16 protein-coding genes are annotated in these 24,464 nt (G+C 38.7%); 9 read left to right on the top strand and 7 right to left on the bottom strand.

The window, feature by feature from the left end:
• Positions 1-136 precede the first annotated feature (136 nt).
• Both VGE71_RS20455 and VGE71_RS20450 read left to right on the top strand, forming a co-directional pair.
• Positions 137-1,333, top strand: coding sequence for a hypothetical protein (locus VGE71_RS20455; protein WP_331139959.1), 1,197 nt, complete (start codon positions 137-139; stop codon positions 1,331-1,333).
• 27 nt (positions 1,334-1,360) lie between these two features.
• Positions 1,361-2,647, top strand: a complete 1,287-nt coding sequence (locus VGE71_RS20450) for a DUF6602 domain-containing protein (protein WP_331139958.1) — start codon at positions 1,361-1,363, stop codon at positions 2,645-2,647.
• A gap of 308 nt (positions 2,648-2,955) precedes the next feature.
• Here the strand turns inward: VGE71_RS20450 and VGE71_RS20445 are convergent, their stop codons facing one another.
• From VGE71_RS20445 to VGE71_RS20415, 7 genes are all read right to left on the bottom strand, one after another.
• Complete coding sequence (locus VGE71_RS20445) at positions 2,956-3,804, bottom strand: AraC family transcriptional regulator (RefSeq protein ID WP_331139957.1); 849 nt, start codon at positions 3,802-3,804, stop codon at positions 2,956-2,958.
• Positions 3,805-3,890: 86 nt separating this feature from the next.
• Complete coding sequence (locus tag VGE71_RS20440) at positions 3,891-4,301, bottom strand: putative quinol monooxygenase (protein WP_331139956.1); 411 nt, start codon at positions 4,299-4,301, stop codon at positions 3,891-3,893.
• Between the two features lie 62 nt (positions 4,302-4,363).
• The gene (locus VGE71_RS20435; protein ID WP_331139955.1) at positions 4,364-5,386 is read right to left on the bottom strand and encodes a sugar phosphate isomerase/epimerase family protein; all 1,023 of its coding nucleotides are present in this window, start codon (positions 5,384-5,386) and stop codon (positions 4,364-4,366) included.
• A gap of 207 nt (positions 5,387-5,593) precedes the next feature.
• Positions 5,594-5,992: an ACT domain-containing protein gene (locus VGE71_RS20430; RefSeq protein WP_331139954.1), complete on the bottom strand. Its 399-nt coding sequence runs from the start codon at positions 5,990-5,992 to the stop codon at positions 5,594-5,596.
• 79 nt (positions 5,993-6,071) lie between these two features.
• A complete protein-coding gene (locus VGE71_RS20425) occupies positions 6,072-7,019 on the bottom strand; it encodes an aldo/keto reductase (RefSeq protein ID WP_331139953.1) in 948 nt (315 codons plus the stop codon).
• 44 nt (positions 7,020-7,063) lie between these two features.
• Positions 7,064-7,468 (bottom strand): DoxX family protein, encoded by a 405-nt coding sequence (locus VGE71_RS20420; protein WP_331139952.1) that lies wholly within the window; start codon positions 7,466-7,468, stop codon positions 7,064-7,066.
• A gap of 146 nt (positions 7,469-7,614) precedes the next feature.
• A complete protein-coding gene (locus tag VGE71_RS20415; RefSeq protein ID WP_331139951.1) occupies positions 7,615-8,469 on the bottom strand; it encodes a SphA family protein in 855 nt (284 codons plus the stop codon).
• 673 nt (positions 8,470-9,142) lie between these two features.
• Here VGE71_RS20415 and VGE71_RS20410 point away from each other — a divergent pair.
• The 7 genes from VGE71_RS20410 (at position 9,143) to VGE71_RS20380 (ending at position 24,440) form a co-directional block, all read left to right on the top strand.
• Positions 9,143-11,503, top strand: a complete 2,361-nt coding sequence (locus VGE71_RS20410; protein ID WP_331139950.1) for an arylsulfatase — start codon at positions 9,143-9,145, stop codon at positions 11,501-11,503.
• A 919-nt stretch (positions 11,504-12,422) separates the two neighbouring features.
• A complete protein-coding gene (locus VGE71_RS20405; RefSeq protein ID WP_331139949.1) occupies positions 12,423-14,000 on the top strand; it encodes a T9SS type A sorting domain-containing protein in 1,578 nt (525 codons plus the stop codon).
• A gap of 289 nt (positions 14,001-14,289) precedes the next feature.
• A complete protein-coding gene (locus tag VGE71_RS20400; protein ID WP_331139948.1) occupies positions 14,290-17,298 on the top strand; it encodes a hypothetical protein in 3,009 nt (1,002 codons plus the stop codon).
• Between the two features lie 15 nt (positions 17,299-17,313).
• The gene (locus tag VGE71_RS20395; protein ID WP_331139947.1) at positions 17,314-19,830 is read left to right on the top strand and encodes a DUF5977 domain-containing protein; all 2,517 of its coding nucleotides are present in this window, start codon (positions 17,314-17,316) and stop codon (positions 19,828-19,830) included.
• Positions 19,831-19,856: 26 nt separating this feature from the next.
• Complete coding sequence (locus tag VGE71_RS20390; RefSeq protein ID WP_331139946.1) at positions 19,857-23,363, top strand: DUF6443 domain-containing protein; 3,507 nt, start codon at positions 19,857-19,859, stop codon at positions 23,361-23,363.
• A 3-nt stretch (positions 23,364-23,366) separates the two neighbouring features.
• Complete coding sequence (locus VGE71_RS20385) at positions 23,367-23,831, top strand: hypothetical protein (RefSeq protein ID WP_331139945.1); 465 nt, start codon at positions 23,367-23,369, stop codon at positions 23,829-23,831.
• 69 nt (positions 23,832-23,900) lie between these two features.
• Positions 23,901-24,440 (top strand): hypothetical protein, encoded by a 540-nt coding sequence (locus VGE71_RS20380; RefSeq protein WP_331139944.1) that lies wholly within the window; start codon positions 23,901-23,903, stop codon positions 24,438-24,440.
• Positions 24,441-24,464: the final 24 nt, after the last annotated feature.

The raw sequence follows: 24,464 nt of genomic DNA, 5'->3' as shown, positions 1-24,464 counted from the left end.
AAGAGTTTTAACTCTTGGAAAATACTGGTTACGTCCTTTCATTCCCGTAAATAGTGTAGCTAAACAACTTTAACAATTTAACCAAACCCAAGGTTTTAAAGCGAACGTGAGCTTTCGGACCTGCCAATCATATAGAATGGAAAAAGCCCAAAAAACATTTGATTATCTGCTGAGAGATTTTCAACCAAATATGGATTATCAGGATACTTGGCTTACAAACGAAGATACCGGAACAAAAACATTGGAGAGATATGATGTAGAGCTGCCGAATGAGCTGAAGATCGGCTATCCTTTTATAGTTTTTTTTATGTTCCAGACTATAAAAGGGTATGCGAATCTTGGAATGTTTGAAAAAGTCTTATGGGAAATTCCTATATTTTATAAAGGAACGCAATTCGTCCTGGCGCATAAAAAGTTTGGCTTCAGCATATCAGCGAATGAAAAGAACGATAATTTTCAGAGCTTGGGGTTGGAAGCGATGGCATTGATCCATAAGGCAATACCTCACGCCGAAAGCTTGGTGGATCCCATTATGCATGAAAAGGTAAATCAAGGTAATGTGACAATTGATAGCAAGTATACCAAAATGCGCAACCGTTATCTTTTTTTCAGGGAAAAAGCACTTAACGGAGATATAGGGGACGAAAAAACTTTTATTGAACTTAGACAAAATTCTGGTATTTCCAATTTCGCTGATGGAGATTCATTTGCCGCCCATATCAATTTAATGTCCCGTTACCGCTCGTCCAAGACCTATTATTTATTAGCGATGATAGATGCCTATTTTAGCCTGCTGGAACACATTTCCATCTTATTGCTGTTTGTAAAGGAAGTAAACTTAAAAGAAGTAAAACTTGAGAACTTTATGGGTATGACATGGAAAGCAAAGCTTAGGATTATCCTTCAATATAAAACAAACAGATCTGCATCTAGGTATTTAGAGGTTCTTGATGAAATAAAAGAGCAGATACGAAATCCAGCAGCCCACGGAGATTATTTCAAAAACGGTGGATCATTGTATGTGCACATCGAGGGTATTGGTGCAATTCCATTTACATTAACAAAAGCTAAGCAAAATTTCAAGTTCAGCGATACTAGCAGCAGTTTTATGACGGGGGAAAATATAGTCAAGCATTTTGATGATTTTGATTCCTATCTAGAAACCTCAAATACCGGTTTTGGAATGATGTACATAAAAAGAGATCTGCCGGTCGCATTTGACAAAGAGTCTGTAGCTGCATGCAGAAGAAGAACAAAGACAGAAAAATCTACAAAAAAATATATTGACGATACACTGCAGGAAATAAACAGGTCAATGGATATGGATTGGTAGTATAGCATTAGATCAAGTGAGAATAATATGATACAAAATATAGCTGAATTTTTAGAAGAACTGAAAAAGAATGGAATTGAAATTATTAAAGCCTCAGAGTATGTAAAGCATCCGGGACTAATCGGGGAAATGTATGAAGGGCTGACAACTGAGTTATTGAATAAATCAATATTTAAAGGTTTTGATTTGCGAGTTTGCTCGGGCAAAGTAAAAAATAATACAGGTGGAATAAGTGCTCAAATCGACTGCATGCTTGTTGTGGGCGAAGGAGAAGATATTCCTTTCACAGATAAGAAAGTCTATCACTACAGCAAGGTAATTGCGGTGTTTGAAGTCAAAAAGACGCTGAATAAAACTGAAATCATTGATTCGTTCGCCAAGATGAGAACTATAACGGAGGTCAGCAGCAATCCCGACTTTGATGGCGAAAAATCTACGATGCAGATGCTGCGAACAGCGTGGCAAATACTTACCAATACTGAACTTCCTGCAAGGAATGTAGTTGATGCGCTTCCCGAGCACTTACAGTACATCTACCATGTTCTTTTTATGGAGGCATTTCTTCCTTTGCGGATTTCAATCGGCTATTATGGTTACAAGACCGAATATGCCTTGAGAAACGCATTTTGGAAACTTTTGGAAGAAAAAACTAATCTAGGAGAACGAAAGGGATTGGGAATCGGCAGTTTTCCGTCCATGATAATATGCGGCAACAATTCCCTTATAAAAGGCAATGGAATGCCCAATGCAATACCATTTCATGACAGCCATTGCTATTGGAGCATCTACATATCATCAGATAAAAATCCACTATTGAACCTTTTGGACCTGATTTGGACAAGACTCTCTTTTAAATTTGGAATATCTTCCACCAGTATTTTTGATGACGGTCTGACTTATGAAATGTTTCATCGATTTATTGACTGCAGATTTGATAAAACAGAAAATATGATGGGATGGAGCTACAATTACATAGAAATGTCCGATTCGGATTTAAATTTAGAGGCTCATGAGCAAAAATGGGTACCTGTAGAATTAGATAAATTTGAATTTATTTTAATCAATACTCTGATCAAAAAGGAAAAAATTGACAGGACAGAATGGGACTTTAACGAGTTTGTTAAAGAAAAAGGCGTAGAATTAGATAAGATTTTGGAAAGACTGCATAAGGAAAGGCTTATTTTTTACAATGATACAGAAATAAAATTATCAACCCAGCAATGCCATGTCACTCGCATGAAAGGAAAATTTTATGCGGGTGAGGACGGAAATGGACTAATGTCTAAGTGGATTGAACAAGTTAGAGGCAGTTAAAAGCCTCTTTCTTCCTTCCTTAATTCCTCGATAAAATATTTAGGAGTTATGCCCGTAAAGTTTACAAAAGCTTTCACGAAGCGTCGGATAGTGGAGTATCTGGTTTCCAAGGCAAACGATTCATGGTTTGCAGTAGAATTATGCTTGGAGCCTACAAGGATTATACGGGATTTGTAATCCTTGCAAAACTCAGTGAGGCCTTTGGTGCGGTTCTTTATCTGATTCTGGAGAAATAATTGGTTCAATTTTTCCGAAAATTTCACATTTCAAAATAATAAAATCCAAATCGCTAGGACTAATTTTGCTTACTATGATTTTGTACCTAATGAATCACGGAATTCAGTAGGAGAGATACCAGTCTGCTTCTTAAACGATTTTGCCATATGGCTTACGTCCGTAAATCCGAACTCATCTGCAATCTGTTTGAATTTAAGGCCGCCTGTCTCTATTCTTTTTTCCACCAGTTTTATTCTGTAGCTGTCCAGATAATTCTGGTAGGAGATGCCGAAGATTCTTTTAAAGAAATTGCTGAAATAAGTTGGAGATATATTAAAATGTTCTGCTATAGTCTTTATTGTTACCTTTTCTCTTTCGTAGATATGCTCATGTATATAAGAACTGATCTGCTCAGTGTTCGGATCATTGTCATTCAGACGGATTGTTCGTGTTTGCATGGCTTCTTTTATCATACCGAAAATGGTTAGGATCAGATAAAAGACAGTCTGCGAATTATCAGCTTTTTTAAGGCTTCCGTAATAGACAATATTAGTGATTGTTGAGCGGATTATTGATCTATAGGGTTCTTCGAATTCAATTTTAATTTCTTTCAGAGATCTCAGCTTCATAATCGATTCGGGAGTGCTGGAATAAAACTCGTCTGGGGAAAGATGCTGTTTTGAATTGAAATACGCTTCTGTGAATTTTATATAGGTAAAATGCGTGGGGTTTTCTATAGTGAAATCGTGATGGTCTCCGGGAGAAACAAGAAACAGGTCTCCTGCAATGTACGGTATGTGGCTTTCGTTAAAATAGTGCATTCCCTCGCCGCTGTGTATGTATACAATCTCATAGTACGTATGGGAGTGGTGCGCACAGCTGAATGCAACTTCCTTTACATCTTCAATAAGCAGGGAATCGAATTGGTTTAAAAGTTTCATAGTACGAATTTACTAAAAATTAGCCGTTATATAAAATATAGATATCCTGGCCTTTACCTTTAAAGCCAGGATAAATCAATTTGCAATTACAAGGGTTTGTATAGATGCGCTTCACGCGAAATGCCTAAATCCTCCAATGCCTTTACAAATGGCTCGAAATATGGTTTTCCGGAAGGCCCTTTACCAAATGTTTTCAGATCTGTATTCCAGTTCTCGTATAAGAGAATAGTTCCTGGATTCTGGAGATCTTCGCTAATCTGATAGCTTCCAAATGCCTTTTCCTCTTTTTTTATGATATTGAAGAGTCTGGTAAGCTCTGCTTTGAATCGTTGTATATTTTCCTGAGGCACTTTAAATGTGACGGCGATTATAAGTTTTTTCTCTTTCGGAGTGTCGGCTTTAGAAGACTGTGCAGATGCACTTGTGATGCTTATCAAAAGTCCACATAATAGCAGGATTTGAAATAGGTTTCCAAATGTTTTATATATATGTTTCATCGTTTATTAAATATTGATTTAAAGACCTGCCGCGGGATAAGACAGCAGGTCATATAACTTAATTATGAAAATTGCTCAATAGTGGCATTGAATGTTTTTTGCGCCATGTCTTCAAGCGACATTTTTCTCAGTTTAGATGAAAGTACTTCAACTCCCCAATGTCCTTTATATCCTGTAGCTTTAACTGCTTTGATAAATCCTTTCACATCAAATACACCCTCTCCTGGAAGCGTTCTTCGGTGGATTGTGTCCTGCCATAAAGGGCTGACTGCATATTTTTCAGCATCATTAAGCTCAATTGATTTTATATATTTTAGCGGTATTCTTGAAATCTCGCTGAAATCTATATTTCCTCTTGTCAAGTGCCAGATGTCTAATAGCAGTCCTCCGTTTGGATGGTCGGCTCCCTGTACAATCGCCAAGGCAGTATCAATTGTTTGGACATTGCTGAATGGCATTATTTCCAGAACGATGTTTGTGCCATGGTCTGCGGCTTCCTGCGCAAGCTTTTTAAATTCGCTAACCATAAGAGGAATGTCGTTATTGCTTTCATCTACGTGGAGCTGGGGCGCAATCTTGATATTTACCGGTTTTAAAACGTCAGCAGCTCTTAGAAGGTCTTTTTTGTACTGATCCGAAAATTTTCTTTCTTTTCCTTTAGAGAACCAGCCTCCCAAGAATTCAAATTCAACCTTAGTAATGCCATGAGCGTCTAAAATTCTTTTCATTTCTTTAAGCCCGATTGTCTTTTCATAATGCAAGATGTCATCTCGGATAAGGCCAAAACCTTTGTATCCAGCTTTAGCTGCGGCCTGCACTCTGTCTTTGAAGTCGAAAGGGCTCACTTCAGTAGGTCCAAATGGGTGAATGTCCCCGGAAATTGTAAAATAGGCTGGAAGCAGCTCAATGCCCTCAGATTCTATTGCTGATGCGTTTTTTAAATCTGATGGTTTTGTCCCGCCCTCAGCAGATAATTTAGCACCTTTCACCGCTAATTTGTTTCCGGCAGCATTTAATGCTGTAACTGTTCCAACTGCTGCTACTGTACCTAGCAGCCCTGTTTTAAGAAATTCTTTTCTATCCATGATTTCTAAATCTAAAAGTTATGATTAATACTTAAATATGCATCTCTGCAATAAATTGAATGTTCAGTTAAATGTATTTCTCGTCCATCGGTTTTAAAGTGTGAGAAGATACCTTTGAAATTCTTTAGCAAATTTAGAGTGTCTGCAACGGAATGTTGAGTATTATTGTTTTAGATTTAGGTATAATTGTTTTCTGTAGATTTTTTATCAGGATTGGAAGCTTTTAAGAACCCTTAGTGCTTGCTTGGCATCTTTCAAATCGACAAATATATGGTCATGGTAGTAGGCGGCAACCACATTACAGCTTATGCCATCATTTCCTAATGCGTTTGAAAATGCCGCGGTCATTCCAACTGCGTCAAGAGAGGACTGGACTTCAAAAGTAATCCATGCGGCAGTGTATTGAAAATTTAGGCTGTGTCTTTCGGCATCTTCCTTTTTCATGACTATTGTAAATGCTTCATTCTCTCTGAAAAAAAATAATACATCAGATAAAGGGATACTATTTAACTGACCAGTCTGACAGTAAACATATTCTCCTTCGTTTAGAACGGGATTTAGGTTTTTCAGAATCTTTTTCAGATTTTTTTCGCCTTCTGGATGCATATTATGCTGTTTTTTTTAAGATAAAGCAGTATAAAAAGAAAAATGCCTCTTCATACTGCTTGTTTTGATTCTTGTATGGCTAAAGTGATGATTCATCCAAAAGTGAAATGTCATCATTATCCAGCTTAAGGTTGGCGGCTGCAAATAATGTATCCAGCTGGCTGATGCTTGTAGCGCTAGCTATTGGAGCGTCAATATGAGGTTTTGACAGAAGCCACGCCAAAGCTACGGAAGCTTGAGCTGTTCCATGCTTTTGAGAAATTTCATCAAGAGCAGAGAGCACAGAAAGCCCTTTATTATCAAGATATTTTTGAAGCGATCCGCCTCGAACGCTTTTGCCAAGGTCAGCTTCCGAGCGGTATTTGCCTGTCAGAAAGCCGGCCGCAAGCGACCAGTATGGAAATACTGAAAGATTGTACTGGTCCACCAATGAGCTATACTGTTTTTCGTAGTCAGCTCTTTCAATTAAGTTATAGTGAGGCTGGAGAGCCTGATACAGGGGATAAGCGCCGCTTAATCCCAATTCAAGTGATTTTCTAAGGCGTTCCTGCGGAACATTGGATGCTGCGATGTGGCGTATTTTCCCCTCTGCAATCAGATCGGCATAAGTGCCCAAATAGTCTTCTATCGGGATAGTGGGATCATCAATGTGGGTATAATATAGGTCTATGCTGTCGACCTGCAACCTTTTTAGAGAGTCCTCGGCAGCTTTTCGGATATACTCAGGACGTAGACCTTTTCGTCCGTCTCCAAAATCCCATCCGACCTTTGTTGCAACAACGATATTGTCGGCATTACTTCGTTCCTTTAGCCATTTGCCAATAATAATTTCGGATTCTCCTCCTTTGTTTCCTTCCGCCCAGGAAGAATAAACATCAGCAGTGTCAATGAAATTTCCTCCTCTATCGGCGAAATTATCCAAAATATGAAAAGAATCTTTTTCATTCAATGTCCATCCAAAAACGTTTCCTCCAAGATTAATGCGGCTGACATTGAAATCTGTATTTCCAATTTTTATTTTGTCCATAATAGTAAGTTTTATTTATACGATAATCCAATAATTTTTATGCTTCAGCTTCTGTTTTTTTTAAGCATCGAGTCGATGCTAAAGGGACCAGAGCCAAAATACGAAATTATCATCGCGCCTCCAATTGCATTTATATTTTTATAGAATGATATTGACTGCTGGATTCTCATTGCAGGCTCGTCAATGTTCCAGTAGGCATGCATTGAAAATGTGACGGGAATAAGAAACGCAGCAATTAGAAGACCGCCGATTTTCGCCTTATAGCCAAGTATTATGCTTACAGACCCAGACAAAGCTGTAAGGGCGGCAATTTTTGCAGTAAGTTCCGGGAATGGAAATCCGGAGGCAGCTGCGCCCTGTACTGCTTTGTTTCCAAACAAAGTATCCATTGCTGTTAAGAATTGTAACGCAAATAAAATGCGTGCCGGTAAAATGATAATTTTCTTCAATGCTATTTATTTAAGATTATGAATATTGTTATTTTTAAGATCTATTCTATGCCGGGAGTTGTCAGTCTAGTTTAAAATTTATTAAGAGTGTAGCCCGCAGGCCTTCTGTCCTATTTTTTGCCATACTTTCCTGAACGCCTTTTATTTCAAGGAATGTTCCCATTTGGTGTTACATAACCCAGGCCGGCTCCAATTGCGAAAATCTGTTCTCTGGTGTCTGAAATCCCATAGTTACCTTTGTAATAATTATGATCTCCTTTGAAAGTGTCCTGTTCCAACTGCTTTAGGTAATATCCCGCTACTTCTACACGAAATGACCTGCTTACGGCATATTCAAAAGAATAATTGTTATGGTAAAACATCCCTGCTCTAACTGCGGTGCCGATCTCGCTTGAATTGTAATGAATATGGTTCCTCATGCTGATTGAAAAGCGATGGGCGGGAAATAGGGTAAAGGCGTGATGAAGCGAAAAGGTATAGAAATGGGAGCTTGGATTAATCTGGTAAGCTGGGCTGTAGGAACCTGTCGGGAGAGTCATATCTGCTTCAAGCCTATGGGAGAGCTTCATTCCGGCCAAATGCCTGTCAGACCATTGGATCATCGGTCCTGCTGTGATATCTCCGACGGGATTTGGATTGAAGGCCAAATCCACATTATCGGCTGTGCCATTTATTTTTACAAGGGGCATAATTACCGTGTAGCCAAAATTGCCGTTCAGAATTTTTAACTGCGTCAGGTGTATGATCTGTGAAAGCGCCACAAGGGAATTTATTCCGCCGGAACCTGATACTGCATTTCCATTGGAATCAAATTGATCTTGTGAAGAATAGGACTGGATCGCCTGCTGAAAATAAATGCCGGGGCCGGGAGGATTGCCGTCCTGCATGTTGACCAATCCCAGATTGACGGCAGGGAGTTTGGGATCTTGGGCCCGAAGAGCGTAAGGCGATAATAGGAGTGCCTTCAGAAATAGAAGCACCAGATACTTGAATGGTTTCATGTCAGGAGTTTTATTGTTTTATGGAATTGTTTTGAATGCATCTGTGGTTTTAAATCCATATGGATGCAGGCAAAAGTACCATCAATAAAAATCGTTGACGGGTATTATGTTTTCATTTCTGGGTATGAAAATTCTATAGATAGGATCGCTCTTTAATTCGAACCTTAATGCGGCAGGATAAGATTTTAGAGGCTTAATATTTTTCCAAAATTGGAAGTGCCACGATTCTGCCACAAAACTCAGATTAATGATTTTTATAACATTTTTGATGTAGTAATGTTTCGAACTTATACCTCAGAATAGTTTTATAACAGTGTTTTAAGTTAATGCTAATTTTTAGTGCACCGATTCTGCACCCATATTTATATTAATGATATTTAAAATTTTATAGCTATCTAAATCTTTCTTTACTTAGTTCTTAACTTTTGATTTTTCTAGATTTTTATCCTTCGAAATATCTTGGCCACAATTCTGCCATAAAATTTTTGATGGTCGATTATCGGCAAATTTGCCTTAGCTTTTTGTGGTAAAAATAGACATAACTCTCCAACTTTGTTTCATATTGTAATATGCAACATTGTTTTTTAATTTGCTTTAAACTAAATAGTTAATTTTGGTTTTGGACTCAAGATTAAATAAAATGATTAATTTTTTTAATTCAATTGCTAAGATTATGAAAAGTAAATATGGATTCTTTTTAAGTGTATTTCTGCTGAATATTTTGCCTGTCTTCTCTCAGGAAATACTGCCATTTCCGCCTGCACCTTCTGCTAGTGAGGCTGGAAGAACAATTAGTGAATCTGTTTATAAGAACAGAGAAGTGAAGCCTCGTCTTTCCAAAGATGCGCCCAATATTTTAATTGTTTTAATAGATGATGCCGGTCCAGGACTTCCTGATACATATGGAGGAGAGGTTCATACGCCTACGCTTTCGAAAGTTGCAGGTACAGGTATTTCATACAATCGATTTCATTCTACTGCCATGTGTTCGCCAACCAGAGCTTCATTGCTTACAGGAAGAAATCATACGAGGGTTGGCAATGGACAGATAACGGAGCTGGCAAACGACTGGGATGGTTTCAGCGGTTTAATACCAAAAACTTCAGCAACGGCGGCCGAAGTTTTAAAACAATATGGCTACAGTACTGCTGCTTTTGGCAAATGGCATAATACACCCAATAGAGAAACCAGTCAGGCAGGTCCTTATGACAATTGGCCTACAGGCTATGGCTTTGAATATTTTTATGGGTTTCTTGCAGGAGAGGCTTCTCAATATGAACCGACTTTAGTTAAGAATACTACTTATGTCAAAACTCCAAAGACAGCTGAAGAGGGCTATAGTCTGTCAGACGATTTAGCGGATAATGCCATTGAGTGGCTTGAAACGCATCAGGCCGTCCATCCAGACAAGCCTTTTTTTATTTATTGGGCTCCAGGAGCAGCTCATGGTCCGCATCAGGTGCCGAAGCAATGGATTGATAAATATAAAGGAAAATTTGATGACGGCTGGGACAAATATCGAGAACGTGTTTTTGAAAAACAGAAAAAGCTGGGATGGATTCCAACCAATACAAAGCTGACGGCACGACCTGATAAATTAACGGCTTGGAATGATATTCCAGAATCTGAAAAGCCTTTTCAGAGAAAATTAATGGAAGTGTATGCTGGTTTTGCAGAACAGGCAGATTATGATGTAGGGAGGGTTATTGATATGCTTGATAAATTGGGACTTAAAGACAATACATTAATTTTTTACATCTGGGGAGATAACGGTTCAAGTTCTGAGGGAATCAATGGATCTATAAGCGAGCTTCTGACCCAGAATCAGATACCTTCAACAATAGAGGAGCATATCAAAACATTAAATGAACTGGGAGGATTAGATGTGCTTGGTTCGCCCAAAACAGATAACATGTATCATGCAGGCTGGGCATGGGCGGGTTCAACGCCTTATAAAGGAACGAAATTACTAGGGGCTTATTTTGGAGGAACACGACAGCCGCTAGCGGTATCATGGCCAAAGAAAATTAAAATAGATAAAACGCCACATTCCCAGTTTCATCATGTTAATGATATCGTGCCGACAATTTATGAGGCGGCCGGCATTAAAAAACCTGAAATTGTTAATGGATTTGCGCAAGATCCATTTGATGGTATAAGTATGTTATATTCATTTAATGATGCTAAAGCACCAGATCAGAAGCGTACCCAGTTTTTTGATATTATGGGAAGCCGCTCTATCTATCATGATGGATGGATTGCGTCGGCTTTTGGTCCGCGAATTCCTTGGGCAACTATTACGCCTGGAATTGATAAATGGACACCGGATAAAGACACATGGGAGCTTTATAATCTAAATGAAGATTTTTCTCAAGCCGTTGATCTGTCATCAAAAAATCCTGAGAAACTGGCAAGTCTAAAAGAGCTTTTTTTAATAGAATCTACTAAAAACAATAATCTTCCAATTGGCGGAGGTTTGTATTTGGTTTTGCATCCTGAAGACATGCCGCTCAATCCCGCAACAGAATTTAACTTTTCAGGTACAATGACAAGACTTCCTGAATCTATCGCTCCAAAAATCGGAACAATAAGCAATAGTATTGTAATCGAAGCTGATTTTCCAAAAAATGCAAATGGCGTACTATTGGCTTTAGGAAGCTTTTCTGGTGGAATAAGCTGTTATGTAAAAGATGGTATTCTTTATTATGAATATAATATGATGGAAATTAAAAGAACGATTATTAGCGGAACTTTAAAACTTGAGGAAGGAAAAAACAAAATAGTAATAGATCTAAAAACCGCAAAGCATAATCAATATCCTCATTTGAAATCGGGAAGTGTAAATATTTCTGTAAATGGAAAAAAATACGCATCAGGAAATGTGCCTATATTGATTAATCTGGGCTTTACGGCAAATGACTGTATGGATGTTGGAACAGATTTAGGATCTCCAGTATCAGAATCTTATTTTGATAAAGCACCTTTTAATTTTAATGGAAAGATTGAAGATGTAAGTATTAAATATACTAAATAGAAAAATAGAATTCATAGATTATTTATATTTGGACAAACCAATAGAAAAAATCCTATATCCTTAACGGGATTTCGAACCATCGTTCAGCTTCGATTAAATCTCTAATAGCACCACTTTAAGACTGTTTATTCCAAACAGACTAAGAATTTCTTGTGAAAAAATCGAACCACAAATATTAGGCTGTGAAGGCTTGAAAAATCTACACATTAGGGCATAAAAAAAGAGACAACTATTTGCTAGTTGTCTCCTTAAGTGATCAACGGTACAAAATCCCACACAATTTATGGAAGATTTAAAGAAATTGGCATACTATATTTAGTAGCTGTCTTTCATTGGCTTAGTTAATTTGGTTTAGATGTCCTGTTGGGGATTGATGCAAAAAAATATAAAAACTCGATTCAGTTATCGCATTAAGCTAATATATAAATTCACAAATTTTATGGAGAATCTTAAAAGAATGTTTTAAGAGGATTGACAATATGATAAGGCGAAAAAATGTTGACTTGGTTATTTAACGCTTTAAAAAACTATTAGGAGTAATTTGTAAGTCCTAAAGATGGTTGTAATCTGGCTGGCTAACCCGACAAGTTTTGAATCATTTTCGTGAGATTCGAATAAATAAGCCTAATACCACATGATTATTTTTTTGTTTTGCAGTCAAAGCGGTATGATTAATTCTTGCTGACTAGTCAGCTGTATAATGTCTAATTTGAAAAAATTAAGATTTAATTCTGATCTATAAATAAAAGTCGCCGCATTACGGAATCCCGTAAAAAACTTACAAACTCTTAAGTTATATTAGCCGCATTGTTATAATTACCAAAATTTATAAAGATGCTTATGCGGAAACTCTACCTACTGCTTTCTTTTTTTGTACCGTTTTTAAATTATTCTCAGGATATTCTTTGGGAGAAATCCTATGGAGGTACACATGCAGACTACCTTTTTGATGCCCAACCCACGGCTGATTACGGTTTTCATATTGGCCGGAAGCTCACTTTCCAATAAAACGGGAAACAAAAGTGATGATAATCACGGTGATCTGGATTACTGGATTTGGAAGATGACTGAAAAAGGGGAACTGGACTGGCAGAAAAGTTTCGGTGGTTCTGGTTTTGATCTTCTGCAGAGCATTAAAAATACCAGTGACGGGGGATTTATTCTTGCCGGCACCTCCAATTCGGCAAAAAGTTTTGAGAAGAAGGAAGAGTGCAAGGGACTTTCCGATTTTTGGATCATAAAGCTTAATGCAGCCGGTGATGAGCAATGGCAGCGAACTATAGGGGGCAATGGCCAGGAGGAACTGCTTTGTGCTTTTCAAACTCGCGATGGCGGATATGTTTTGGGAGGTTCTTCAAGTTCCAGCCCGCATACCATTTCCAGTGCAAAATTGGACGGAAAATCCATGGTGTCCGATCCCTATGCCAAGTCTGAAAAAAGCAGGGGCAATATGGATTATTGGGTGGTGAAATTAGACAAACAGGGTGTTGTAGAGTGGCAGAAAACCTACGGAGGCCAATATTCCGATTTATTGAGAAGCATGGAACAGACTTCGGATAACGGATATATCCTGGCGGGTTATTCCAATTCTCCGGTATCGGGAGATAAAACGGAAGCAAACAAAGGTGTTGGCGACTATTGGGTTTTAAAAATAAGTGATACAGGAGAGATCCAGTGGCAGAAAACCTATGGAGGAGACGGTGACGACCAGCCTTATGTGATTCATCAGACAAAAGATGGCGGTTATATCGTAGGTGGAAATTCAAACAGTTCCAACGCATTGACCACCCAGGGCGGAATTGTTGGCAATGGGACCGATTTCTGGATTTTAAGATTGGATCAGGACGGCGAGGTGATATGGAGCAAGACATTCGATTTTGGGAAAGTGGACATTCTGACCTCATTGGTTGAAAATAACGACAATACTTATTTGATTGGAGGACATGCCCGTAATTCCGGTCCAAGATCGGGAGGGGGACTGGCCTCCAAAGCCGTTGGGTTAATCGCCAAGGAAAAGGACGGCATAAACGACTATATGGTTTTGAAAATTAATGAACAAGGGGAAGAGATCTGGAGTAAAACAGTTGGAAGCGGCGGAGAGGACATTCTTCGAAAGCTTGTGGAAACCAGGGATGGAGGATATCTTATGGCCGGAACCTCCAACGGGACTTCGAAAGATAAGAATTCCAATATTGGATCCAATGATTTCTGGGTGGTGAAACTTAAGGATAAAGCCAAGGTAGAAAAAGTAAAGGCCAGTATAGAGGCCATTCCCAACCCTGTGTCGACTTATACCAATGTGATTATCGGTTATGATTTTACTAAAGGAACCGCGACGGTTGTGGATATTTCAGGCCGCAGACTGCAGAATTTTGAGATTTCAAGCCGCACTGTTCCAGTTGACTTGAGCCGATATGCCGAAGGTGTTTACATCATCATTATCAAAACAGATGTGAAAACCGAATCGGTCAAAGTGATTAAAAAAATAAACAGGTAAAATGAAGCATTCCATACTTACAAAAAGAACGGTATTTTTAATGCTGTTTTTAACACTATTTACAAGTTTACAGGCACAAACAGAAAATACGACTTCCACACCTGATTTCGCTCCAAAATCTCCAGAGGCTGCGGCTTTTTTGAAATATGGAGAGTATCCGGTTGATCTCTCTACAGGTGTACCTGGTATCTCAATACCCTTGTATACGGTGGATATAAAAGGATTTAAACTTCCAATTTCTTTGGATTATCATGCCTCAGGAATCAAGGTCAACCAGGAAGCGACCTGGGTGGGTCTGGGGTGGAACCTAAACGCCGGTGCTCAGGTTGTTTTGAGTTCCAGAGATGATATTGACGAGAATAATGCTTATGTAGATTATATTCCCGATGATGACAATATTATTAATTATTTTAAACTCCATCCCTACAAGCATGAAGCTATTGCTTCAATTTCTGCTGATCTTGATAAGTCAAGAGTTAAGGATATGTACGTTTTTTCGTCCCCAACTGTAAATGGAAGTTTTTATATTAAAAATTTTGCAGCCAATGAGGTGGTAACAGTTCCGCCAGATGCTTTTAAAGTTGAGCTTATTGGGGGAGACAGATCTAATCTAAAGTTTAAAATAACTGATAAGCAGGGTAATATTTACAAGCTTAATACTACTGAAACTTCTGTTAGGGCGATGACACATAGCGATTACTACCTTAGTGCCTGGTATGTTGATGAAATTGTGACTCCGTCCAATGCTAAAATAAGTTTTGTTTATACGGATGATGGTGTTTTATCTGATAAAAGTTTTTCGCAAAAAGTTGACATAACACAAAAAACTACATATGGCTCTACATGTACCAGTCCAGTTATTACAAATTCCGTAGGGTCGGTAGTTGACGAGAAGAGCAATACGGAAACATTTTTAAAAAAAATAAAACAGATTAATTTTAATGATGGCAAATCAAGAATTTTGTTTACAAAGAATGTCGGCAGACAAGATTTGTTTAACGGAGCCACAAATGGATATTTAAGTAAAATTGAAATTCAGCAAATGACAATTGATGGATTTGAAAGTATAAAAGGATATACTTTTGAATATTCTTATTTCAGTACAGGCAGTACTTACAATGATAAAAGATTAAAACTAGATCGTATCTTAAACTTGTTTGGAGAGAATGAAGATGAATTTGTATATTCCACTATTTCCTTACCCAACAAGACATCTAAAGGTCAGGATTATTATGGCTATAATAATGGATTGACAAATAATCTGGACCTTATTCCTAAACACTATCTTTCCGGTCCTTATCCAACCGAAGTAGGTAAAGCGGATCGTTCTGTTAGTACATCATTTATTCAGGCGGGAATTTTAAAAGAGATACACTATCGAACAAAAGGATGGACAAGATTTAATTATGAAAATAATCAATTTTATGGTGTTGATGTTTTAAACCAATATGTCCCTGTAATTGTAAATAGTAGCGTAATACAGGGGACAGGAGGCACAGTACCTGTAAAAGAGGGGCCAGGACCTAATGATGGCAACATTTGTCTGAACACAAATCCAGCAGATTGTGTTAATTATGTTTCCATTCCTTATACGGCCGTTAATGCTGTGGGAATTCTGACATTTAAACTGGCGAAACTAGAAGGAGATCATCCTACTTTACTCAAATATCATTACGCAAGAGTGAGAGTAATTTCGGGATCTAATGTAATTTATGATTCAGGAAGACTGGTTACACTGGATGTTAATGAGTCGCTTACCTTACCAAAGTCTGGTACAATTGAAGTTGAAGTGTATGGACAGTACTATAGCATTAACAATTTACAGCTTAAATATGTAAACAAAGATCTTACTCCTAAAAATGTACTAGGTTCAGGGTTAAGAATTCAAAGTATTGAAAATTATGATCATGATAATACTCTAATTTTAAAGAAAGAATATGATTATTCTAATATAACAGATATCACTCATAATAGTGGGAAATTAATAAACGAAATGGCTACTACATTTTCTACAAAGAGTTTTACTAATTATAATTACTATACCTGTGATGTTGAAGGATCGCTTTGTACACCTGGACTAAATTCCCAGAGAACTTATAGTATTTGTTCAAATTCAAGGTTTGGCATAGAAGGCAATTCTGTTATTTATCAATATGTGAGAGAAAAACAGATAGATACTAAAAACCAGATAAATAATTTTTATACGCAATATGAGTTTACTACAGGAGGGGATGAAATTCCTCTCGGAAGTCCCGCGGTGCAAATTTCTACAACATGGAAAAGAGGAAAAGTACTTTCAAAAAAAGTATATAAAACAAGAGGAACTGCTGATTATATAGTCGAAGAGGAAAAAAACACATATTTTGAAGATGCTTCTAATACTTCTTCTTATGTAGGTTTTAAGATGTTTCGCAATTCCACTACTAATATTCGAGAAAATCCCTCTGATCCCTTTACACCGATGTGTCCTTACTTTCTTGATGGTGGTATAGAGGTGCTTCAAAGTATTGAACCAGTAGGGTTCAGTGTGCCTCTACTATGGTATTATCAAAAATCATCGGAGAAGACAAGTTATTTTTATGATTCGTCAAATACTTTGACCGGTAAGGTAATTACCAGTACGACGTTCAATTATAATAATCCATTACATCTTCAGTTGTCGTCCCAGACCACAACAAATTCATTAGGAGAGACATTGGAGACCAAGTATTTTTATGCACAGGATGCACAAGTCTCGGACAAGCCTTTTATAAATGAATTGAAAACAGCCAACATGATCGGGATTCCTTTGAGCACGCAAAGCTTTAAGGGAGGAGCCAAAATATCGGAGCAGTTGACCCATTATGACAAAAGTGCGTCTACAAGCAATCTATTGCTTCCAAAATCTGTCTACGCCAACAAAGGTTCGTCGGGAATTGATCTGAATGTGGACAAAAAGATCACCTACGATTTATATGATGATCATGGGAATATTCTGCAATATACACCCGAAAACGGAATTCCGGTTTCTGTTATTTGGGGGTATGATAAAACACAGCCCATTGCAAAAATAGAGAATCTGCCTTATTCAGCGATTGCTCCTGAAACAATAACCAATTTACAGACTCTTTCCAACAATGATTCCGATAATTGCATGTCTGGTGATTGTTCGGAGCAGGTTTTGAGAAATGCACTGAACTCTTTTAGGAATTCGTTTCCCAATGCATTTGTTTCAACCTACACCTATAATAGATTGATTGGTGTCACCAGTATGACCGATGCCAAAGGATTTTCTTCCTACTATGAATATGACAGGTAGGGAAGATTGAGATTTGTGAAGGATAAGGATCTAAATGTACTCCAAAAGTACTGTTATAATTACAAAGGCCAGACCATAGATTGTGATGATAACTCGTCGAGCAGTGTTGTGTTGTACAAAAGTGCGGCTCAAAGCGGTTCATTTACTAAAAACAATTGTGCCGAGGGAGGATCCGGTTCTACGGTATCCTACAGTCTTGGAGCAGGAGCGGTAACATCTACAGTTTCTCAGGCAGATGCCGATGCCCTAGGACTGGCTAAATTCAATACGGATGGTCAGAATTATGCCAACAGCAATGGTTCCTGTACTTTTTACAGTGTGGCGCAGAGCGGTTCGTTTACCAAGAATGATTGTGCTGCTGGTGGCTCCGGCTCAAACGTGTCCTACAGTCAGGGAGCTGGTGTTGTTTCATCAACAGTTTCTCAAGCAGACGCCGATGCTTTGGGCTATTCCAAATTTATAACTGATGGTCAGGCTTATGCCAATGCCAATGGCTATTGTACTTTTTACAGTGTTGCACAGAGCGGTTCGTTTACCAAGAATGATTGTGCTGCAGGCGGGGTCGGCTCAAACGTGTCCTACAGTCAGGCAGCAGGTATTGTTTCATCAACAGTTTCTCAGGCCGACGCCGATGCTTTGGGCTATTCCAAATTTATTGCTGATGGTCAGGTTTATGCGAATGCCAATGGTTATTGTACTTTTTACAGTGCAGCACAGAGTGGCTCCTTTACCAAGAATGATTGTGCTGCAGGAGGCTCTGGCTCAAATGTCTCTTATAGTCAGGGAGCAGGTGCTGTCACATCGATAGTTTCGCAGGCCGAAGCCGATGCTTTGGGCTATTCCAGATTTATTGCTGATGGTCAGGTTTATGCGAATGCCAATGGCTATTGTACTTTTTACAGTGCAGCACAGAGCGGTTCGTTTACCAAGAATGATTGTGCTGCTGGTGGCTCTGGTTCAAACGTGTCCTACAGTCAGGCAGCAGGAGTGCAGACCTCGACAACTTCCCAGGCAGACGCCGATGCTTTGGGCTATTCCAAATTTATAACTGATGGCCAGGCTTATGCCAATGCCAATGGCTATTGTACTTTTTACAGTGCAGCACAGAGCGGTTCGTTTACCAAGAATGATTGCGCCGTTGGTGGGGCTGGTTCAAATGTCTCTTACAGTCAGGGAGCAGGTGCTGTCACATCAACAGTTTCCCAGGCCGACGCCGATGCTTTGGGCTATTCCAGATTTATAGCTGATGGTCAGGTTTATGCGAATGTCAATGGTTATTGTACTTTTTACAGTGCAGCACAGAGCGGTTCGTTTACCAAGAATGATTGTGCTGCAGGCGGCTCCGGTTCAAGTGTGTCCTACAGTCAGGGAATAGGAGCAGTAACATCAACAATCTCTCAGGCAGATGCAGATGCTTATGGTTATTCCAAATTTATAGCTGATGGTCAGGTTTATGCCAATTCTAATGCTAACTGTACATTTTGGAATAGTGCGAAAAGCAGATTGTTCAGTCGAAACAACTGTGCGGAAGGAGGTGCCCCTGGCAGTGTTTGGTATACCGTTGCAGCAGGTTTGTACAGTTCTACAGATTCTCAGGTGGCTGCCGATGCGCAGGCTGATTATGATGTGAATAATAACGGTCAGGCCTATGCCAATGCGAATGCTACCTGTACTTTTTGGAATACGGCGCAGAGCGGATTGTTTACCAGAAACAATTGTGCAGTTGGAGGAAGTCCTTCAAGTGTCTGGTACTCCGTTGCCGCAGGTATATACAGTTCTACCGATTCACAGGTTGCAGCTGATTCTCAAGCCCTCTCTTATGTGAATAATAATGGTCAGGCCTATGCCAATGCGAATGGTAGTTGTACTTTCTATAATGCACCTGTAAGTAGAGTTTTTTTTAGAAATAACTGCCCTGCAAATACAGATCCTGGAACTTATACATATTCGGTCCCTTATGGGGAATTTGTTAGCAATTTTTCGCAATCACATGCAGATAATCAGGCACAGGATGCCATAAATACTTTTGGGCAGCAATGGGCAAATATGCAAGCGACCTGTACATTTTTCAGTGCTGCTCAATCCGCCACTTTTACCAGAAACAATTGTGGTGTTAATTATATAGGAGGTTCTGTTGTGTATTCTGTACCTTATGGAGCGCGATTATCAACAATTTCGCAGGCAGATGCCGATAATTTGGCCCTTATGGTTCTACTCAATAATGGGCAGGCGAATGCGAATGCAATCGGATCATGCACATTTATTCCTCCACCCGTTAGATTTGATTATGAATATTACTTTAATACGTCAACTAGAAAGTTGTCGATTTCGACTTCTGCTTCTACAACAGCCCATAATGGTGCAACATTAACTTTTGAAATAACTTTTGTACGTACCAGCGGTGCGACAGCTACAAGAAGCGAAACCGTGGTCTATGCAAGAGGTGAAGCTGATAAAGTTACAGAGATATCATTAGTAGGGAGTATAGTAAACGTAACAAGTGTCACGCTGACAAACATGGTCAGATATTAATAGTAAAAAAGTAAAATAGAAATTCAATGAAAAAAAATATATTAATAATATTCTTATTGTTTTTTACTAAGACAATTATAGGCCAAACCTTTTCTGACGATAATTTCATTTACACCATAGCGCCCAAAAAAGCAGTTCAGTCGGCCAATCTGAATTCCCTGACGAAAGAAGAGATGACCCAGAACGTGACTTATTTTGACGGACTGGGGCGTTCCTTGCAGGGCAGAGGGATCGGCCAGGGCGGCAATGGGGAGGATCTTGTTACTGCTGTTGAATATGATGGATTTGGCAGGCAGATAAAGGAATACCTACCTTATGCGGCAGCAAATGGAGGTACCAATTATTCCAGAATCGAGACCAGTACCGCAATTGGTGCCTCCGCTTCATTTTACAGCAGTTTGTATGACAACGGCTCAAATCCGTATTCAGAAAAAGAACTGGAAAACTCGCCACTGGGCAGGATCTTAAAACAGGCAGCTCCGGGAGGTTCCTGGTTAATGGGGAGCGGCCATGAAATCAAACTGGAATACCAGACCAACAAGCAGAAGGATGAAGTAAGGCTCTTGAAGGCATCAACATCGTGGAGTGCGGGTTCGGGCTTGTACGATATTTCATTTTCAGACGGTGGGAGCTATGCGGAAAACGTACTTTACAAAACGGTGACCTATGATGAAAACACTTCTGCCAGTCCCGCGGAAGGTTCCGGCTCCACAGTTGAATTCAAAAACAAGGAAGGACAGGTCATCCTGAAAAGAACCTATGACGCAGGAGACAAACATGATACCTATTATGTTTACGACATCTATGGCAACCTAACCTATGTGATCCCTCCAAAAGCGGATGGGAATATAGATTATGAGGTTTTGAATGGTTTGTGCTACCAATATAAATACGACGAGAAAAACCGTTTGGTGGAGAAAAAGCTTCCAGGAAAACAATGGGAGTTCATAGTCTATGACAAACTGGATCGTCCCGTGGCTACGGGCCCTGTACTATCCCCTTTCCAAAACGATGGGGCGACAGGCTGGATGATTACCAAATACGATGCTTACAGCAGGCCTGTTTATACCGGATGGAAGAACCAGGCCTCAAATTCTGCTGTCCGCAAATCATTGCAGGACGCCCAGAACAATGCCACCGTTTTGTTTGAAAGCAAACAGGATTCGGGTACCATCGACGAAATTGCGGTTTATTACAGCAATGTTGTCGAGCCTGTAAATTTCAAACTGCTGACGGTCAACTATTATGATAACTACGCGTTTCCAAATGCACAGCCCCTTGCATCGACTATTGAGGATCAGGCGGTTTTGGGTAATGTAAAAGGCTTGAGTTCGGGCAGCTGGACAAGGGCCGTAACTACTACGGCTTCCACTGTGGGTGAAACCATCACGATATTTTATGATGACAAGGCCAGACCGGTAAAAAACTATCTTGAGAATTATTTGGGAGGTTATACGTCGAGTGAAAGCAAACTTGATTTTATGGGCAAAACGCTGCACAGCATTACAAAACATAGACGCACCTCGGGTAGTCCTGAAATAGTGGTCCGTGAAGAATTTACCTATTCTCCGCAAGACCGCATCCTTACCCATACGCATCAGATCAATGGAGGGGCAGTGGAGCTTTTGGCCGATAATGATTATGATGCTGTTGGGCAACTGGTACGCAAAAATGTAGGCAACAATACAGCAAACCCGCTTCAGAAGGTACACTACAAGTACAATATAAGGGGCTGGTTGACTGAAATCAATAAAACAAGCGATCTTGGGCAGGATGTGGATCCGGTTGATCTGTTTGCTTTTAGAATTAACTATGATGCCGTACAGACCGATATATCGGATGTATCCCCTTTATTCAACGGAAACATATCAGAAACATTCTGGAAAACCGCTTCAGATTTAAACGAAAGGGCCTACGGTTATAAATACGACAAACTCAACCGACTAAAGAATGCGATCTATGAGAAGAACGGCATCACGACAAGCGCCTATGATGAAAACCTTGTCTACGACAAGAACGGAAACATCAAAAAACTGAGCAGGAAAGGGGATTATGATCCTCAGGTGGGGAATATAGACATCGATGATCTGGACTACATCTATCCTGTCAACTCCAACCAGTTGTCCAAGGTAACCGATAACTCAAACAACAGTAGTGGATTTAACGACATCAATAAAACTGGCGATGATTACAGTTATGATGATAACGGCAATATGATTACTGATAAGAATAAAAACATCACCGAGATAAGTTACAACCACCTTAATCTTCCCAAGAAAATAACGTTTGGAACAACAGGCAGTATTGAGTACATTTACACTGCAGCGGGACAGAAGATTGAGAAGATCGTTACCGAGGGAACGGTAAGTACAACAACCAATTATCTGGGAGGTTACCAGTACAAGGACAATATATTGGAGTTTTTTCCAACAGCCGAAGGATATGTGAAGAATGATAATGGAGCTTATTCATATGTTTTTCAGTATAAGGATCATTTGGGGAATGTACGCCTGAGTTACGCCAGAAACCCAACGACACAGGTTACTGAAATTATTGAAGAGAATAATTATTATCCTTTCGGGTTGAAACACAAAGGATATAATGATTATGTGGCTGGTGTGAATAAGTATAAGTACAATGGAAAAGAACTGCAAGACGAGTTAGGGCTTGGGTTTTACGACTTTGGGGCACGCAATTATGATCCGGCTTTAGGGCGTTGGATGAATATTGATCCTAAGGCAGAAACTTCCCGTAGATGGACACCTTATAATTATGCTTACAATAATCCGATCTATTTTGTTGATCCAGATGGAATGCAAGCCGATGATTGGGTTAACACTAGTCAAGGAATGATATATGATAGCAGGGTTACTGATCAGGCATCTGCGGATGCTTTATATCAGAATGCTACTTTTTATCAAAATGGTACAAGTTATACTTCGTCTCTCGGGAACAAAATTGTGCTAGGTGATTATGGTTTTTTTACAAACAACGGTGAAATGAATATCTCACCAGATGCGGCTGAAGCGGCAGAAAATGCTACTCGAGATACATCTGGCGAAGTAATGAAAGGTGGTTTGGCACTTGCAGGTGCAACAGTAATAAGTGGTGCAGGTAATCCTGTAAATGATGCAGGTGCAGGCGTAGAAGTAACTGGTGCCGCATTACTAGCCATAACTTTAAAAGCAGGATACGAAATTTCCGAGATTATGAAAAAAGATCCTGGACCACCCGCAGTTCAGTATTCTTTAAGAGCATCGGTCAGTGGTGAATATCCTGTAATGACAGCAGGTTCTTCTGTACCAACAGGGACAATGTCTCTTAATGCAGGTGATGTTTGGAAATATGGGGAAACTAGTTCACCTGATGGTAGATATACGCAAACTCAATTAGATGGAATTGGACCAGGTGTAAAGCAGGTCAATGAATTTGAGGGAACAAAAACACAAGCTAGAATAGCAGAAAAGTCAAAAATAGTTAATTATTATATTCAAAATGGTCAGTTACCACCAGGAAATAAAATTTTTAGATAAGATATGAGATTTAAAATAACATTAGAAATTGATAGAGATGCAGATCATAAATCCCAATTAATCAATCAGCTATCAGATGAAATAAATATATTTTTAAATAAAAATAATTATGGGGAAGATATTCAAAATTATCTTTTAGGATGTATTTGTATAAAAACAAAAGAGGGATATGAAGGTTGGTATAAAGTAAGAAAACCCAAATATACAGACTATAAGAAAGTTGTAAATCGACTTACAGGTGAAGAAATGGAAATATCCAAGACTTTTGAAAATGATTTTAAAATTGATAATGAACTTTACGAAGATTTTATAGATTCCTATGATGAATTAAGTAAAAAGATTTTAGCGAAAGAAATTTTAAATTCTTTATCAAACCTTGATTCACTTCCAAAAAAGGTTAAAAATTTTGATAAAGAAAAATTTAGATATGATTTAAGGTTATTTTTTGAAGATCTTGGATTAATTTAAATAAGAAGGATGAGCATGTTGCTCATCCTTTTTAATTATGCACAAAATATTCATTTAAAAATCTAAAATATGTGGCAATTTGATCCAGAAGTATGGGGAACAGTTTCTGACTGGCTTATGGTTGCAGTTACAACTTTGACTGCGTATTATCTTTACAAAACACTAAAATCTCAAAAAGAAGTGCAAATTACTCAAAACAAACTTTTTGAAATTGAAAGTGTGAGATTCCGGGAAAGTATAAAACCTGATTTAAAATATAAAATATCTGAAAATATAATTACACCTCAAGAAAGGGAAAACAGCAGGATTTACAGTATTGAAGTTACTAATGAGTCTTTTAATACGGCACTTGAAATTTCTGTTGATCATAGTGAAATGGAAGGTGTTAACCGAGTTGCATGGGCACCACAGAAGCAAAATCATTTGAAAAAGGATGATGGAATCTATCTTCTTCACTTTCTAATAGAAAATTTCGGAAGTCATCATTATATAATTTTTAGTATGTCATATAAAGATGTTTCTGGAACAAAGTATAAACAGGGTGTATTATTAAGAATAGACAGCTATGGCGATGAAATAAATCCATACCTGCCAGAAGTTCTAAATTAACAAAAAGAAGCTATTGGTTCAAGG

This window comes from Flavobacterium sp., assembly GCF_036405015.1.
GTDB lineage: Bacteria > Bacteroidota > Bacteroidia > Flavobacteriales > Flavobacteriaceae > Flavobacterium.
This window is presented reverse-complemented; position numbering and strand designations above follow the sequence as displayed.